The organism is Streptomyces sp. ISL-10, assembly GCF_018614575.1.
Lineage (GTDB): Bacteria > Actinomycetota > Actinomycetes > Streptomycetales > Streptomycetaceae > Streptomyces.
Genome location: NZ_JAGGOJ010000013.1, coordinates 211897 through 226943 on the forward strand (window position 1 = coordinate 211897; position 15047 = coordinate 226943).

The 15047-nt window shown below is 71.1% G+C and carries 12 protein-coding genes; 4 read left to right on the plus strand and 8 right to left on the minus strand.

The genetic code is table 11. The features are described 5' to 3' along the window. The first annotated feature begins 171 nt into the window (after positions 1 to 171). The gene (locus J7E88_RS17605) at positions 172 to 693 is read left to right on the plus strand and encodes a universal stress protein (RefSeq protein ID WP_215182059.1); all 522 of its coding nucleotides are present in this window, start codon (positions 172 to 174) and stop codon (positions 691 to 693) included. 713 nt (positions 694 to 1406) lie between these two features. Beyond that, on the plus strand, positions 1407 to 1979 hold the full coding sequence (locus J7E88_RS17610) for a GPR1/FUN34/YaaH family transporter (RefSeq protein WP_215182061.1): 573 nt from the start codon (positions 1407 to 1409) through the stop codon (positions 1977 to 1979). 156 nt (positions 1980 to 2135) lie between these two features. Here the strand turns inward: J7E88_RS17610 and glmS are convergent, their stop codons facing one another. Further along, the gene (gene glmS, locus J7E88_RS17615) at positions 2136 to 3953 is read right to left on the minus strand and encodes a glutamine--fructose-6-phosphate transaminase (isomerizing) (RefSeq protein ID WP_215182063.1); all 1818 of its coding nucleotides are present in this window, start codon (positions 3951 to 3953) and stop codon (positions 2136 to 2138) included. 53 nt (positions 3954 to 4006) lie between these two features. Beyond that, positions 4007 to 4285 carry a hypothetical protein gene (locus J7E88_RS17620; RefSeq protein ID WP_215182065.1) on the minus strand — a complete coding sequence of 93 codons (279 nt, stop codon included), beginning with the start codon at positions 4283 to 4285 and terminating at the stop codon, positions 4007 to 4009. A 268-nt stretch (positions 4286 to 4553) separates the two neighbouring features. Here J7E88_RS17620 and J7E88_RS17625 point away from each other — a divergent pair, with 268 nt between their 5' ends. Further along, complete coding sequence (locus J7E88_RS17625; RefSeq protein ID WP_215182067.1) at positions 4554 to 6173, plus strand: beta-N-acetylhexosaminidase; 1620 nt, start codon at positions 4554 to 4556, stop codon at positions 6171 to 6173. A 211-nt stretch (positions 6174 to 6384) separates the two neighbouring features. Here J7E88_RS17625 and J7E88_RS17630 read toward each other — a convergent pair whose 3' ends face one another. From J7E88_RS17630 to J7E88_RS17655, 6 genes are all read right to left on the minus strand, one after another. Further along, positions 6385 to 7227, minus strand: a complete 843-nt coding sequence (locus tag J7E88_RS17630; RefSeq protein ID WP_215182069.1) for a siderophore-interacting protein — start codon at positions 7225 to 7227, stop codon at positions 6385 to 6387. Positions 7228 to 7229: 2 nt separating this feature from the next. Next, complete coding sequence (locus J7E88_RS17635) at positions 7230 to 8267, minus strand: ABC transporter substrate-binding protein (protein WP_215182071.1); 1038 nt, start codon at positions 8265 to 8267, stop codon at positions 7230 to 7232. A gap of 223 nt (positions 8268 to 8490) precedes the next feature. Further along, entirely contained in the window at positions 8491 to 9651 is a 1161-nt protein-coding gene (locus tag J7E88_RS17640; RefSeq protein WP_215182073.1) for an acyl-CoA dehydrogenase family protein, read from the minus strand. 7 nt (positions 9652 to 9658) lie between these two features. After that, complete coding sequence (locus J7E88_RS17645; protein ID WP_215182075.1) at positions 9659 to 10603, minus strand: hydroxymethylglutaryl-CoA lyase; 945 nt, start codon at positions 10601 to 10603, stop codon at positions 9659 to 9661. Then, positions 10600 to 12555 (minus strand): acetyl-CoA carboxylase biotin carboxylase subunit, encoded by a 1956-nt coding sequence (locus J7E88_RS17650; RefSeq protein WP_215182188.1) that lies wholly within the window; start codon positions 12553 to 12555, stop codon positions 10600 to 10602. Before J7E88_RS17650 ends, J7E88_RS17645 begins: the two co-directional genes overlap by 4 nt. A gap of 19 nt (positions 12556 to 12574) precedes the next feature. Continuing rightward, positions 12575 to 14191: a carboxyl transferase domain-containing protein gene (locus J7E88_RS17655; RefSeq protein WP_215182077.1), complete on the minus strand. Its 1617-nt coding sequence runs from the start codon at positions 14189 to 14191 to the stop codon at positions 12575 to 12577. 88 nt (positions 14192 to 14279) lie between these two features. Between J7E88_RS17655 and J7E88_RS17660 the strand changes: the two genes are divergently transcribed. Then, on the plus strand, positions 14280 to 14885 hold the full coding sequence (locus tag J7E88_RS17660) for a TetR/AcrR family transcriptional regulator (protein WP_215182079.1): 606 nt from the start codon (positions 14280 to 14282) through the stop codon (positions 14883 to 14885). The last annotated feature ends 162 nt before the right edge of the window (positions 14886 to 15047 follow it).

A 15047-nucleotide genomic window follows, 5' to 3' on the forward strand; every position in this document is an offset into this window, starting at 1 on the left:
CTCCCTGGAACGCCTTGCAGGGCACCGCGGGGCCTGGGCAGGAGAGGAGTGCCGCCGTACCCTTGGGGGTATGGGCTTGGGAAGACGATTCCCGGACACGGCTCCACAACCACCCCAACTGACGCACTTCTCAGACTCCCTCCCAAGAGGACGTTCTTCGCCGAGACATCGATGGCCGGTCACGAATTCCCTGATCCCGCGGACCGCAAGCAGGTAGCCGATCCACTGTCGGACCTGCGGGCGGCCGAAGAGGCATGCCATTCCTGCGATCCCGCTTTCCGGCACGGAGTCGTCGTCGGATTCGACGGGTCGACCTCCAGCGAGCGGGCGCTCGCCTATGCCATCGGAATGGCCCGCAGGTCGGGCTCCGGCCTGATCATCGTCCACGTCGCCAACAGGCTGCCCACCACGGTCTGGGCCGGCTGCGAGCCGCCCGTCTTCGTGGACGTCCCCGACCACCGCACCGAGGTGCTGGGCCTGGAGCTGGCCTGCGCGGACTACCTGATCGAGGTCCCGTGGATCCTGGTCGAGCGCGGCGGCGACATCTGTCATGAACTGGAAGAGGTCGGCCGTGAGTACTCGGCCGACGCGATCGTGGTCGGCTCCACGCATGGTCTCGTCGGCCGGATCTTCGGTTCGGTCGCAGGGCGGCTGGCCCGCCGCGCGCAGCGCCCGGTGATCGTCATCCCGTAGCCCCCGCCGGGCGTTCTGCCGTGACTCGGTGCGCGCGTGCTTCCGACGCGGCCGCACCCGTACGTTCTTACCGTGGCCCATGCCGGGCGCTCCACCGTGGCCCGGGCCGGGCGCTTCGCCCGTAGGCCCGTACCGGCACGTCCTGCCGTTGCCCGGTCGCGCGTTCCACCGCCCCGTACCGGCGTTCAGTAGTGGCCCCGTGCGGGCGTGTGTTCCGCCCGCAGGCCCGCGCGGGCGTTCCATCGCAGCCCTGCGCCGGGCGCTCCACCGCAGCCCAGTACCGGCGTTCAGTATCGGTCCTGCGCGGGCGGGCGTTCCCCCCGGTGGCCCGCGCCGCACGTTCCGCCCTGGCCCCTGCCGGGTGCTCCCTCTGTAGGTCCGTACCGGCGCGTTCCGCCCCGGCCCCGCGCGGGCGTTCCACGCGGGCTCACGCCGCACTTCCGCCCCGGCCCCGCGCGGGCGTTCAACCGCAGCCCCCGCGCGCCGGGCGCTCCATCGTCGCCCCGCCGGGCGTCCCGCGCGTCACTTCCGGCTCCCTGTTCCGCAGGTGTCTCCGCAGGTGACCCGTCATCAACTTCCCCTCACCGCACGGGAATCTACCCGTCCGTAGCAGGTGGATTGTGCGCTTGTGAAGGGTACATAACGGTCGCTGGGTCCGCAGCACAGGGCAGCACCACTGCAGCACAACTGCACAGACAGGAAGGGAGCCCGCCGTGGACAACGGAGTCTCTGCGGGAAGCGCCGGATCGACCAACACCCTCGGCCGTCTCGCGCTCGGACTGACCCTGCTGGCGTTCGGCGTCGGCAACACCCAAGTGATCGACAACGTCACCGCGGCCGATGCCGCGGCCCTCGCCACCTGGGTCGGCGGCGTCGCACTCTTCGTCGTCGGACTGCTCGCGTACCGGGCGGGCGACAGCGGTTCGGGCACGGCCTTCGCCGGTCTCGGAGCGTTCTGGTTCACCTGGGGCACCAGTGTGGGCAGCGAGGCCTCGGCCGAGGCGGCCGGTCTGTTCCTGCTGCTGTGGGCGCTGCTCGCGCTGACGCTGACGGCTGCTTCCGCCGGCAGTGGGGTCTTCGGCCAGGGCGTGTACGGCCTGTTGTGCCTGTCGTTGCTGCTCGGTGGCATAGGCGCCTTCGCGGGCAGTGCAGGGCTCGCCAAGGCGGGCGGCTGGCTCGGCGCGGTCGCGGGTCTCGTCGCGTGGTACGGGGCGACGGCGGCGCTCGCCAAGTGGCCCACGTTCAGCGGACGTGCTGCCGGCCGGGGAGTGACGGCCACCGGCTGAGCGGCCGGCGGGGCTCCGTGTGACACGGCCCCCGCGAAGAGGCCGGCGTGACGGGTTGCGCGCCGGCCGGCACCGAAGAACGCCCCCTGTGTGCTGGTGGCACACACAGGGGGCGTTTCCGTGCCGCCGGGCGGCGAACGGCCAACTGCCGGTCGACTACTCGACGGTGACGGACTTGGCGAGGTTGCGCGGCTTGTCGATGTCCCGGCCGAGCGCCAGCGCCGTGTGGTAGGCGAGGAGCTGGAGCGGGATGCCCATCAGGATCGGGTCGAGCTCGTCCTCGTTCTTCGGCACGACGATCGTGTGGTCGGCCTTCTCCTGCTCGCGGTGGGCGACGGCCAGTATGCGGCCGGAGCGGGCCTTGATCTCCTCCAGCGCGGCGCGGTTCTTCTCCAGCAGCTCGTCGTCGGGCACGATCGCGACCGTCGGCAGCGCGGGCTCGATCAGCGCGAGCGGGCCGTGCTTGAGCTCGGAGGCGGGGTAGGCCTCGGCGTGGATGTAGGAGATCTCCTTGAGCTTCAGGGAGGCCTCCAGGGCCACCGGGTAGCCGCGCACCCGGCCGATGAACATCATCGACTTGGCGTCGGCGTAGCTCTCGGCCAGCTTCTTGATCTCGTCCTCGGACTCGAGGATCTCGCTGATCTGCGCGGGCAGCTTGCGCAGGCCCTCGATGATCCGCTTGCCCTCGGCGACGGACAGGTCGCGGATGCGGCCCAGGTGCAGCGCGAGCAGGGCGAAGGCCACGACCGTGTTGGTGAAGCACTTGGTGGAGACGACGCAGACCTCGGGGCCCGCGTGGACGTACGTGCCGCCGTCGGCCTCGCGGGCGATCGCCGAACCGACGACGTTCACGACGCCGAGGACGCGGGCGCCCTTGCGCTTGAGCTCGTGGACGGCGGCGAGCACGTCGTACGTCTCACCGGACTGCGAGACGGCGATGTAGAGGGTGTCGGGGTCCACGACCGGGTTGCGGTAGCGGAACTCCGAGGCCGGCTCGGCGTCCGCCGGGATACGGGCGAGGGACTCGATCAGTCCGGCGCCGATCAGGCCCGCGTGGTACGAGGTGCCGCAGCCGAGGATCTTCACGCGGCGGATGCCGCGCGCCTCGCGAGCGTCCAGGTTCAGGCCGCCGAGGTGCACCGTGTTGAAGCGGTCGTCGATCCGGCCGCGCAGCACGCGGTCGACCGCGTCGGGCTGCTCGGAGATCTCCTTGTGCATGTACGTGTCGTGGCCGCCCATGTCGTACGACTCGGCCTCCCACTCCACGGTGGTCGGCGTCGCGGTCGTACGGGAGCCCTCGGTGGTGTACGTGCGGAAGTCGTCCGCCTTGAGGGTGGCCATCTCGCCGTCGTCGAGGGTGACGACCTGGCGGGTGTGGGCGACGAGCGCGGCGACGTCGGAGGCGACGAACATCTCCTTCTCGCCGATGCCGAGGACGACCGGGGAGCCGTTGCGGGCCACCACGATGCGGTCGGGGAAGTCGGCGTGCATGACGGCGATGCCGTACGTGCCCTCGATCAGCTTCAGCGCCTGGCGGACCTTCTCCTCCAGGCTCTCGGCCTGGGAGCGCGCGATGAGGTGGGTGAGGACCTCGGTGTCGGTCTCCGAGGCGAAGACGACGCCGTCGGCCTCCAGCTTGGCGCGCAGCTCGGCGGCGTTGTCGATGATGCCGTTGTGGACGAGCGCGACCTGGTTGTCGGGTGACAGGTGGGGGTGCGCGTTCTCGTCGCTCGGGGCGCCGTGCGTGGCCCAGCGGGTGTGGGCGATGCCGGTGGTGCCGGCGAAGCGCTTGGGGACACGGGCCTCCAGGTCGCGGACACGGCCCTTGGCCTTCACCATCTTCAGGGCCGCGGCCTTGGGGCTGTTGATCACCACGCCCGCCGAGTCGTATCCCCGGTACTCCAGCCGCTGCAGGCCCTCCAGCAGCAGCGGAGCCACATCACGCTTGCCGATGTAACCGACAATTCCGCACATAAAGTCTTGCCCCTCCGTAGATGCAGGTGTGTGCCCGGTGTGACGGCCGGCCGTCAGCCGTAGACCATGCGGCGCAGCTGGCGGAGCGAGAGCTCCGGCGGCGCCACGGCGCGGTGCGGCAGCTCGGCCGCGATGCGCTCGAAGATGTCGGCGTTCACGGCGCCGCCGGACTGAAGCTCACGGTGGCGCCGGCGAACGAATTCCTCGGTCGTCTCGTCGAAGTACGCCAGCACGTCGAGCACCACCCGGACCGCTTCACCGCGCTGGAGCGCGGTGCTGCGCACCAGATGGTCGACGAGGTCGTCGTGGGACGACAGGCGTTGTTCGAGCACCCGTAGATATTGAGGGGTGGAGGAGTCGCTTTGCAAGAATCCTGCCCGATTCCGGGCAGGAGGCCGCATGTGTGGCACCGCGCCGCCCTCAAAGTGTGCCATCGAACACCGGGGCCCATCATTCCGGATGATTTCTGCCGAGAAGGGATTCTTCCCGTCGCTGGACGAGTAAGTGGTCTACACCTTGACCGCAGTTGAGGTGCGAGGTACGCATGGTGACAGTCCGGTTGCTCTGCGCACAGTCGAGACCCCCGTCGAAGGGACCCCTGTGAGTCAGCCCAGACCGATTCCCCGACTGCTCGGTTCGCTGTTGCTTCTCGCGGCCGCCACCTTGTCGGGCGTCGTGGCCTCCGGGCTCGCGGCCACGCCCGCCCAGGCCGCCGAGCCCCCCGTCCGCCCGCTCGGCCAGACCGTTCCCGTCCCCGCCTCCGTCGTGCCCGGCGGTGCGCCCTTCACGCTCACCCCCGAGACCCGTATCCGCACCGACAGCTCCGGTGAGGTGCGCGCCATCGGCGACCGCCTCGCCGAGGTGCTGCGCCCCTCCACCGGCTACGCGCTGCCCGTCACCGACCGTCCCTCACCCGGTGCCATCAGGCTGCGGCTGAGCGGAAAGGACAGCGCGCTCGGCGAGGAGGGCTACCGGCTGCAGTCCTCGCGCGGCTCGCTCACCATCACCGCCCACCGCCCCGCGGGCCTCTTCCGTGGCGTGCAGACCCTGCGCCAGCTGCTGCCGTCGCGGGTGGAGGAGGACACCCGCCAGCCCGGTCCCTGGCAGGTCGCGGGCGGCACGATCACCGACAGCCCGCGCTTCGCCCACCGCGGCGCCATGCTCGACGTCTCACGGCACTTCCTCACCGTGGACCAGGTCAAGCGCTACCTCGACCACATCTCCCTCTACAAGATCAACAAGCTCCATCTCCATCTCTCCGACGACCAGGGCTGGCGCATCGCCATCGACTCCTGGCCGCGGCTGGCCACCTACGGCGGCTCCACCCAGGTCGGCGGCGGCCCGGGCGGCTACTACACGAAGGCCCAGTACAAGGAGATCGTGCGCTACGCGGCCGCTCGCCATGTCGAGGTCGTGCCGGAGATCGACATGCCGGGCCACACCAACGCGGCCCTGGCCTCGTACGCCGAGCTCAACTGCGACGGCGTGGCACCGCCCCTCTACACGGGCACGGCGGTCGGCTTCAGCTCCCTGTGCGTGCCGAAGGCCGTCACCTACGACTTCGTGGACGACGTCATCCGGGAGATCGCCGCGCTCACGCCCGGCAGGTACATCCACATCGGCGGGGACGAGGCGCACTCCACCAGTCGCGCCGACTACGTGGCGTTCATGAACCGCGTCCAGCCGATCGTGGCCACGTACGGCAAGACCGTCATCGGCTGGCACCAGCTGACCGGCGCCACCCCGGCCGAGGGTGCGATCGCCCAGTACTGGGGCCTGGACGGCACCAGCCAGGCCGAGAAGGAGCAGGTCGCCAGGGCCGCGCAGAACGGCACCCGGCTGATCCTGTCGCCCGCCGACCGGATCTACCTCGACATGAAGTACAACAAGGACACCGAGCTGGGCCTGTCCTGGGCCGGCTACGTCGAGGTCCGGCGCTCCTACGACTGGGACCCGGGCGCCTACCTGCCCGGCGCACCCGCGAGCGCGATCGCGGGTGTCGAGGCGCCGCTGTGGACGGAGACCATCTCCAGCAACGAACACATCGACCACATGGCGTTCCCGCGCCTGCCCGGTGTCGCCGAACTCGGCTGGTCCCCCGCGGCGACGCACGACTGGGAGGACTACAAGGTCCGGCTCGCGGCGCAGGGCCCCCGGATGGAAGCGCTCGGCATCGACTACTACCGCTCGGCGCAGGTTCCCTGGCCTGCGACACAGTGACCTGATGACGGGCGCCCCGTGGGACCGCCCTCGGGGCGCCCGCCGTTTTCAGGGGCCGGATCAGTGCCCGGCGCTTCCCGGCGGGGGGGCTCCACTCCTCAATCGCCGGAGGGGCTTGAATGGGCGAACCGCGCCGTCGGGTTCCCCAGCGTGCCCGACGAACCACAGCGCGGTGGACGCGGCCGATGCGGCCCGTGGAGTCGATTGGCGCCTACGCGGAATCGGGCTGCTCGCGCAGACCGTCCTCGCTCAGGCCCTGCTTCCAGTAGCCGACGAACGTCACCCGCCGACGATCCAGCCCGCGCTCGTTCACCAGGTGGCGCCGCAGGGACTTCACGCTGCCCGACTCGCCCGCGAGCCACGCGTACGCAGCGCCCTCGGGCAACTCTGCGGCGGCGACGGACTCCAGGGCGGGCGGAGCGTTCTCCTCCCGCACCAGCCAGGTGATGTCGGCGTCCGCGTCGGTGGCGAGCGGCATACGGTCGCCCGCATGCGCCACCTCCAGCCACACCTTGGCCTTCATGCCCTTCGGCAGCCACTCCAGGATCGCCGCGGCGGCCGGCAGTGCCGTCTCGTCGCCCCAGACGAGCACCCAGTCGGTGTCCTCGGGCGGCCGGCACCGTACCGCCGTGTTGTCCGCGACGGCCGGTCCGAGCACCATCACACGGTGGCCGGGCTCGGCCGCGAGGGCCCAGCGGCACGCCGGACCCCCGTCCTCGTGGACGACGAAGTCGATGTCGATCTCGCCTGCCTCCGCGCGCTGTTCGCGGACGGTGTACGAGCGCATCACGGCCCGCACGTCGTCGGGCAGCGCCCGCCACGCGGCGAAGATCGCGCTGCCGTCACCCGCGTCGACCGGGACGACGGGCGCATCCTGGCCGGGATGGGGAAGGAAGAGCGAGAGCGACTGGTCGCGGCCGCCGGCCATGAAACCGCTCAGAGGGCCGTCGGCTCCGGTGAAGGTGACCCGGACGAACGACGGGCCGAGCCGCCGGGTCCGTGCGACGGACAGGTCGAAGAAGCGGAAGGGGGCGGGCTCGGCCTGCGCCGTCATCGTCAGGCGACCTTCTTGGCGTTCTCGATGGCCTTGGCCAGGTCCTCGAGGATCGGCGCGCACTTGGCGTACGAGTAGATCGGCTCGGTGACGCGCGGGATGACCTGGCCGGCCTTGACGGCGGGCAGGCCCGCCCAGGTGGGCTTGGACTTGGCGAGGTCGCCGGGCTGCAGCGTGCCGGTGCGGTTGTCCATCATGATGATGTCCGCCTCGTACTTGGCGGCGTTCTCCCAGCTGAGCTCCTCGAACCAGCCGGTCGCGTCGAGCTTCGACGGCGTGATGATGTCGACGCCGAGCTCCTTGAAGTACTTGAGGTCGGTCGGGCGCTCCGGCGACGAGATGTAGAACAGGTCGGCGCTGCCGGATCCGATGAGTACCTTGATGCCGGGCCTGGCCTTCGCGGCTTTGCGCAGCCGCTCGGCGGCCTGCTCGAAACGGGCCTTGGCGTCGGCGAACTGCTTGGACTTCAGGTCCGCGCCGAGGGACTCGGCCAGCTGGGCGCGGCGGGCCAGCGCGGCGGGCATGTTGATCTCGGCGGCCTTCAGGGCCACGCTCGGGGCCAGCTTGAGGATCTTGTCCTTCGACTGGTCCGGCACGTACCAGAGGGCGTTCTTCTCCCACATGTCGGTGACGAGCAGCTCGGGCGCGAGGGCCGCGTACTTCTCGACGTTGAACTCGCCCCAGACATTGCCCAGGATCTCCAGCTTGCTGATGTCCATGTCGCCGGCCTGGACGTCGGGCTTGCCTTCGGGCGTCTCGGTTGGGCCGAAAACGCCCTTGACCTGAATGCCGTAGTCGTACAGCGCTGCGGCGGTGCCGGTGAAGGCGACGATGTTCTTCGGGGTGGCCTTCGCCTCGGCGGTGGTGCCGCGGTCGTCCTTGAAGCTCCAGGGGCCGGCGTCCTTCGCGGAGCCCTTGCCCGAACCGCCGTTCTCGGTGTCGTCCTTGCCGCATGCGGCGAGTGCGACGCCGAGCCCGAGGGCGCCGCCGGCGGCGAGAATGCCGCGGCGAGTGAGGTGGTATGCGCGGGCGTTGGGCATGATGATGTCCGCTTTCGTACGTGCCGATTCGGCCACTGGCCAGGTCCGAGGATAGGTTAGCCTAACCTCACAAGCTGTCCAGAGGAACCTGCCACGCACGGCATACGCCGGGTCCCGGGTCTCGTACCCGTCATGCCCGCCGGCCGATACCTGCCCGGCCGGCGGCCGGCACATGAACGCGCGCGACCGCCCTGGAGCAGGTCGCGCGCGTGTGCCCGGATGGTCAGCCGGTGAAGCCCAACTCCCGTGCGATCAGCATCCTCTGGACCTCACTCGTGCCCTCGCCGATCTCCAGGATCTTGGAGTCGCGCCACATCCGGGCGACCGGGTACTCGTTCATGAAGCCGTAGCCGCCGTGGATCTGGGTGGCCTCACGGGCGTTGTCCACCGCCACCGTCGAGGAGTACAGCTTGGCGATCGCCGCCTCCTTCTTGAACGGCTCGCCCCTCACCAGCCGGGACGCCGCGTCGCGCCAGCCGACCCTCGCCATGTGCGCGCGCATCTCCATGTCCGCGATCTTGAACTGGATGGCCTGGTTGCCGCCGATCGGCCGGCCGAAGGCGTGACGTTCCTTCGCGTACTTCACGGACTCGTCCACACAGCCCTGCGCCAGACCCGTCGCCAGCGCCGAGATCGCGATCCGGCCCTCGTCGAGGATGCGCAGGAACTGGGCGTAGCCCCGGCCCTCCTCGCCCAGCAGGTTGGCGAGCGGGACGCGGACGTCGGAGAACGACAGCTCACGGGTGTCCGAGGCGTTCCACCCCACCTTGGAGTAGGGGGCGGCGACCGTGAAGCCCGGTGTACCGGACGGGACGATGATGGCGGAGATCTCCGGGCGGCCGTCGGCCTTGCGGTCCGTCACCGCCGTCACCGTGACCAGGCCCGTGATGTCCGTGCCGGAGTTGGTGATGAAGCACTTGGAGCCGTTGATGACCCACTCGTCGCCGTCGCGCACGGCCGTCGTCCTGGTGCCGCCCGCGTCCGAACCGCAGTCCGGCTCGGTCAGCCCGAACGCGCCCAGCAGCTCGCCCGAGCACAGCCGGGGCAGCCACTGCCGCTTCTGCTCCTCGGTGCCGAAGCGGTAGACGGGCATCGCACCCAGCGAGACCCCGGCCTCCAGGGTGATGGCCACGGAGGAGTCGACGCGGGCCAGCTCCTCCAGGGCGATGCCGAGGGCGAGGTAGTCACCGCCCATGCCGCCGTACTCCTCCGGGAACGGCAGCCCGAACAGGCCCATGCGGCCCATCTCGCGGACGATCTCGTAAGGGAACTCGTGGCGCTCGTAGAAGTCGCCGATCTTCGGCGCTATCACATCGTGCGCGAACTCCTCGACCGTGCGGCGGAGTTCCTCGTGCTCGGCGGAGAGCCGGTGGTCCAGGGACATCGGGGTGTCACTCCTTGTGGGAGAGGGCGCGGACGGTACGGGACGGGCTGGGACGGCCCAGCTGTTCGGCCATCCACACGCTGGTGGCGGTGAGCCGGCCGAGGTCGACCCCGGTCTCGATGCCGAGGCCGTCGAGCATCCACACGAGGTCTTCGGTGGCGAGATTTCCGGTGGCGCTCTTCGCGTACGGGCAGCCGCCGAGGCCGCCGGCGGAGGCGTCCACCGTGCTCACGCCGCACTGGAGTGCGGCGAGGGTGTTGGCCAGTGCCTGGCCGTAGGTGTCGTGGAAGTGGACCGCGATCCTGCTGCTCGCCACGCCGCTGTCGTGCAGCGCGGTGAGCAGCGCACGCACATGGCCGGCGGTGGCCACGCCGATCGTGTCGCCGAGGCTGAGCTCGTCGCAGCCCATGTCGATCAGGCGCCGGCACACCGTGACGACCTGCTCGACAGGCACCGGTCCCTCCCACGGGTCGCCGAAGCACATCGACAGATAGCCGCGCACCCGCAGGCCGTGCTCGACGGCCCTGGTGACGACCGGTGCGAACATGGCGAGCGCCTCGTCGACCGTGCGGTTGAGATTGGCCTTCGCGAACGACTCCGTGGCGCTGGCGAACACCGCGATCTCACGGGCCCCGAGCCCGAGGGCCCGGTCCAGGCCGCGGTCGTTGGGCACGAGGACCGGCAGCCGCACGCCGGGCAGGTCGCCGACCATCGGGAACAGCTGCTCGGCGTCCGCCAGTTGGGGAACCCACTTCGGGTGGACGAAGCTGGTCGCCTCCACGGTGGTGAGGCCGGCGGCGGCCAGCCGGCGGATGAACTCCGCCTTGACCTCCACCGGCACCACCGACTTCTCGTTCTGCAGGCCGTCGCGGGGGCCGACCTCGTGGATGCGCACGCGCGGAGGGAGGCCGGGGGCCCGCACCGTCATGGGCAGCCCTTCGGTGCCGGTCATGCCTGCGCCTCCTCGCCGGTCTCGTCCGGAGTGACCACGGCGAGCACCTGGTCCATGGCGACGGTCGAGCCCGCGGTGACGTCGAGCTCGGTGACCGTGCCGGCGTGCGGGGCGGAGATGACGTGCTCCATCTTCATCGCCTCCACCACCAGCAGGCTCTGGCCCGCCGTCACCACATCGCCGACGGCCACCTTGACGACGGTGACGGTGCCGGGCATCGGCGCGGCCAGGGTGTCCACGCCGCTGTGGGCGGTGCCGCTGAGGGCCGCTTCGACGGGGTCGTGGTCCAGCACATGCCAGCTGTCGCCGTCGCGGCCGAGCCAGTCGCCCGCGCGGTGGAAGGTGTGCGTGACGCCGTGCACCTCGACGGCGACCGTGTGCTCCTCGACCCGCGGGACCGCCTGGCGCCGCACGGTGTGTGTGACGGGGTCGCCTCCCGGCACGCGCAGGGGGAAGGCGAGCGGAGCCGCCTCGCCGCCCATCCGCCAGCCGCTCGGCACCGAGAAGGGGTCCGCCCAGCCGGTCGTCCGCGGCGGTGCGAGCTCAGCAGCCCGCACGGCCGCCGCCGCCTCGTACACCTCGTCCGGCACCCCGCCCGGAACGAGAGCGTCGGCCTCCCGCTCCACGAGACCCGTGTCCATCTCCCCCGAGACGACCGCCGGATGGGCGAGCAGGCGGCGCAGGAATCCGGCGTTCGTCGGGACGCCCAGCGTCACCGTCTCCGCGAGGGCCGCCCGCAGCTTGCGCAGGGCGGTGGCGCGGTCGGGGCCGTACGCGATGACCTTGGAGAGCATCGGGTCGTACAGGCTGCTCACCTCCAGGCCCTCGGTCAGGCCCGAGTCCGTGCGCACCCCCTCGCCCTGGGGCTCGTGGAGGCGCAGGACCGTGCCGCCGGAGGGCAGGAAGCCGCGCGAGGGGTCCTCGGCGCAGACACGGGCCTCGACGGCGTGGCCCGTGAGGGTGATGTCGTCCTGCCCGAAGGACAGTCGCTCGCCCGCCGCGACCCGCAGCTGCCACTCCACCAGGTCGATACCGGTGATGAGCTCGGTGACCGGATGCTCGACCTGGAGGCGGGTGTTCATCTCCATGAAGTAGTACTGCGAAGGGTCGGTGCCCGGGACGATGAACTCCACCGTGCCCGCGCCCCGGTAGCCGCAGGAACGGGCCGCCTGCACGGCCGCCTCGCCCATCGCGGCACGCGTCGCCTCGTCCAGCAGGACCGAAGGCGCCTCCTCGATGATCTTCTGGTGGCGGCGCTGGAGCGAGCACTCGCGCTCGCCGAGATGCACCACCCGGCCGTGGCCGTCGGCCAGCACCTGGATCTCGATGTGGCGGGGACGGTCGATCCAGCGCTCGACGAGCAGCGTGTCGTCGCCGAACGAGGCACGCGCCTCGCGCCGCGCGGCCGCGATCTCGTCGAGGAGCGCCGACTCGACGCGGGTGAGGCGCATGCCCTTGCCGCCGCCGCCCGCCGACGGCTTGAGCAGGACCGGCATGCCGATCTCGCGGGCGGCCGCGGCCAGTTCGTCGTCGGTGAGACCGCTGCCCGAGGAGCCGGGAACGACCGGGACGCCGGCTGCCTTCACGGTCTCCTTGGCGCGGATCTTGTCGCCCATCAGGGAGATCGCGGACGCCGGCGGGCCGATGAACACGAGGCCGGCCTCGGCGCACGCCTGGGCGAAGCCCGCGTTCTCCGCGAGGAAGCCGTAGCCGGGGTGGACGGCCTGGGCGCCGGTGCGCGCGGCGGCGTCCAGCAGACGGTCGATCGAGAGGTAGCTCTCGGCGGCCGGCGCGGGCCCGATACGGACCGCGGTGTCCGCCTCGCGCACATGGCGGGCGCCGGCGTCCGCATCGCTGAAGACGGCCACGGAGCGCACGCCGAGGGCCCGCAGGGTGCGGATGACCCGTACCGCGATCTCGCCGCGGTTGGCGACCAGAACGGTGTCGAACATCGTCATCGTGAAAGGTCCCTCACATCCGGAAGACGCCGAAGCCGGCGTCCCCCAACGGCGCGTTGGCGCAGGCGGTCAGGGCCAGACCCAGCACCTGCCGGGTGTCCATCGGGTCGATCACGCCGTCGTCCCACAGGCGGGCCGTCGCGTAGTAGGCGTTGCCCTGCTGCTCGTACTGGGCGCGGATCGGGTCCTTGAAGGCCTCTTCCTCCGCCGCGGACCACTGCTCGCCGCGGCCCTCCAGCTGGTCCCGCTTGACCGTGGCCAGGACGGACGCGGCCTGCTCGCCGCCCATGACCGAGATCTTCGCGTTCGGCCACATCCACAGGAAGCGGGGGCCGTAGGCCCGGCCGCACATCGAGTAGTTGCCGGCGCCGTAGGAACCGCCGACGACGACGGTCAGCTTCGGCACCCGCGTGCACGCCACGGCCGTGACCATCTTGGCGCCGTGCTTGGCGATGCCGCCGGCCTCGTAGTCCTTGCCCACCATGAAGCCGGAGATGTTCTGCAGGAAGAGCAGGGGGATGCCGCGCTGGTCGCACAGCTCGATGAAGTGCGCGCCCTTCTGGGCGGACTCGGCGAACAGGATGCCATTGTTGGCGACGATGCCGACGGGGTGGCCATGGATCCGTGCGAAGCCGGTGACCAGCGTCTGCCCGAACTCCGACTTGAACTCGGCGAACCGGGAGCCGTCCGTGATCCGGGCGATCACCTCCCGCACGTCGTACGGCGTACGGGAGTCGACCGGGACCGCGCCGTACAACCCGGCGGGGTCGGCCTTGGGCTCCTCGGCCGGCTCCACGGACCAGGGGAGCGGGCCGCGCTCGGGCAGGGTCGCGACGATGGTGCGCACGATCCGCAGAGCGTGGGCGTCGTCCTCGGCGAGATGGTCGGTGACGCCGGAGACGCGGGAGTGGACCTCGCCGCCGCCGAGCTCCTCGGCGGTGACGACCTCGCCGGTCGCCGCCTTCACCAGTGGCGGGCCGCCGAGGAAGATCGTGCCCTGGTTGCGCACGATCACTGCCTCGTCGCTCATGGCGGGCACATACGCCCCGCCCGCGGTGCACGAACCGAGCACCGCGGCGATCTGGGGGATGCCGGCGCCGGACATCCGGGCCTGGTTGTAGAAGATCCGGCCGAAGTGCTCGCGGTCGGGGAAGACCTCGTCCTGCATCGGCAGGAACGCGCCGCCGGAGTCCACGAGGTACACGCAGGGGAGCCGGTTCTCCAGCGCCACTTCCTGCGCGCGCAGATGCTTCTTGACCGTCATCGGGTAGTACGTGCCGCCCTTGACGGTGGCGTCATTGGCCACGACCACGACCTCGCGGCCGCTGACCCGCCCGATCCCGGCGATCACCCCGGCCGCCGGGGCCTGCCCGTCGTACATCCCCTCGGCCGCAAGCGGAGCGAGCTCCAGGAAGGGCGAGCCGGGGTCGAGAAGGGTGTCCACGCGGTCCCGCGGAAGCAGCTTCCCGCGCGCCGTATGGCGGGCGCGCGCCTTCTCGCCGCCGCCGAGGCGGGCTGCCGCCAGGCGTGAGCGCAGACCGTCGGCGAGCTCCTGGTGTGCCGCCTCGTTGGCCTGCCAGGCCTCGGACGCCGGGTCCGCGGCGCTCGCCAGCACTGGTGCCTGCTGCATTGCTCGAGCTCCCTTGCTCGGTTAATGAGCGTTAACGTGTTTCTCCAAGGTTAACGACCGCTAACAGCCCTGTCTAGAATGAATTCCCATGAGCACCAGGACCTCGGCCCCGACGCGCCGCGAGCAGATCCTCAAGGAGGCCGCGCGCCTCTTCGCCGAGCGCGGCTTCCACGGCGTGGGAGTCGACGAGATAGGGGCCGCGGTGGGCATCAGCGGCCCCGGCCTCTACCGCCACTTCCCCGGCAAGGACGCGATGCTCGCGGAGCTGCTCGTGGGCATCAGCGAGCGTCTCCTGAGCGGTGGCCGACTGCGGGTCGAGGAGGCGTCGACGGGCCCGGACGCGGTCCTGGCGTCCCTGATCGACGGCCACATCGACTTCGCGCTCGACGACCGCCCGCTGATCACTCTGCACGACCGGGAGCTGGACCGCCTGCGGGACAGCGACCGCAAGCTGGTGCGCCAGTTGCAGCGCCAGTACGTGGAGCTGTGGGTGGCGGTGGTGCGCGAGCTGCACCCGGACGTGGCGGAGTCCGAGGCGAGGACGGCGGTGCACGCGGTGTTCGGCCTGCTCAACTCGACGCCCCACCTGGGTGCGAACGGAGGCGGCCCCCTGGGCCGCGCGGCGACGGAGTCCCTGCTCAGGCGGCTGGCGCACGGGGCGTTCGCGGCGCTGGGGCCGCTGGGGGCGCGGTAGCGCAGGCGGCGGGGTCCTTGGGGCCGGTGGGCGACAGCTCTTCAGGGCCGCAGGGACGGCCTTAGTGGAGTCGGAGGGTCCGGTCCGCGCCACGTCCGTGGTGGGGGGCGTAGCGGAATCGGAGGGTCCGTCCGGAGCGCGTCCGTGGGGGGCGTAGCGGAG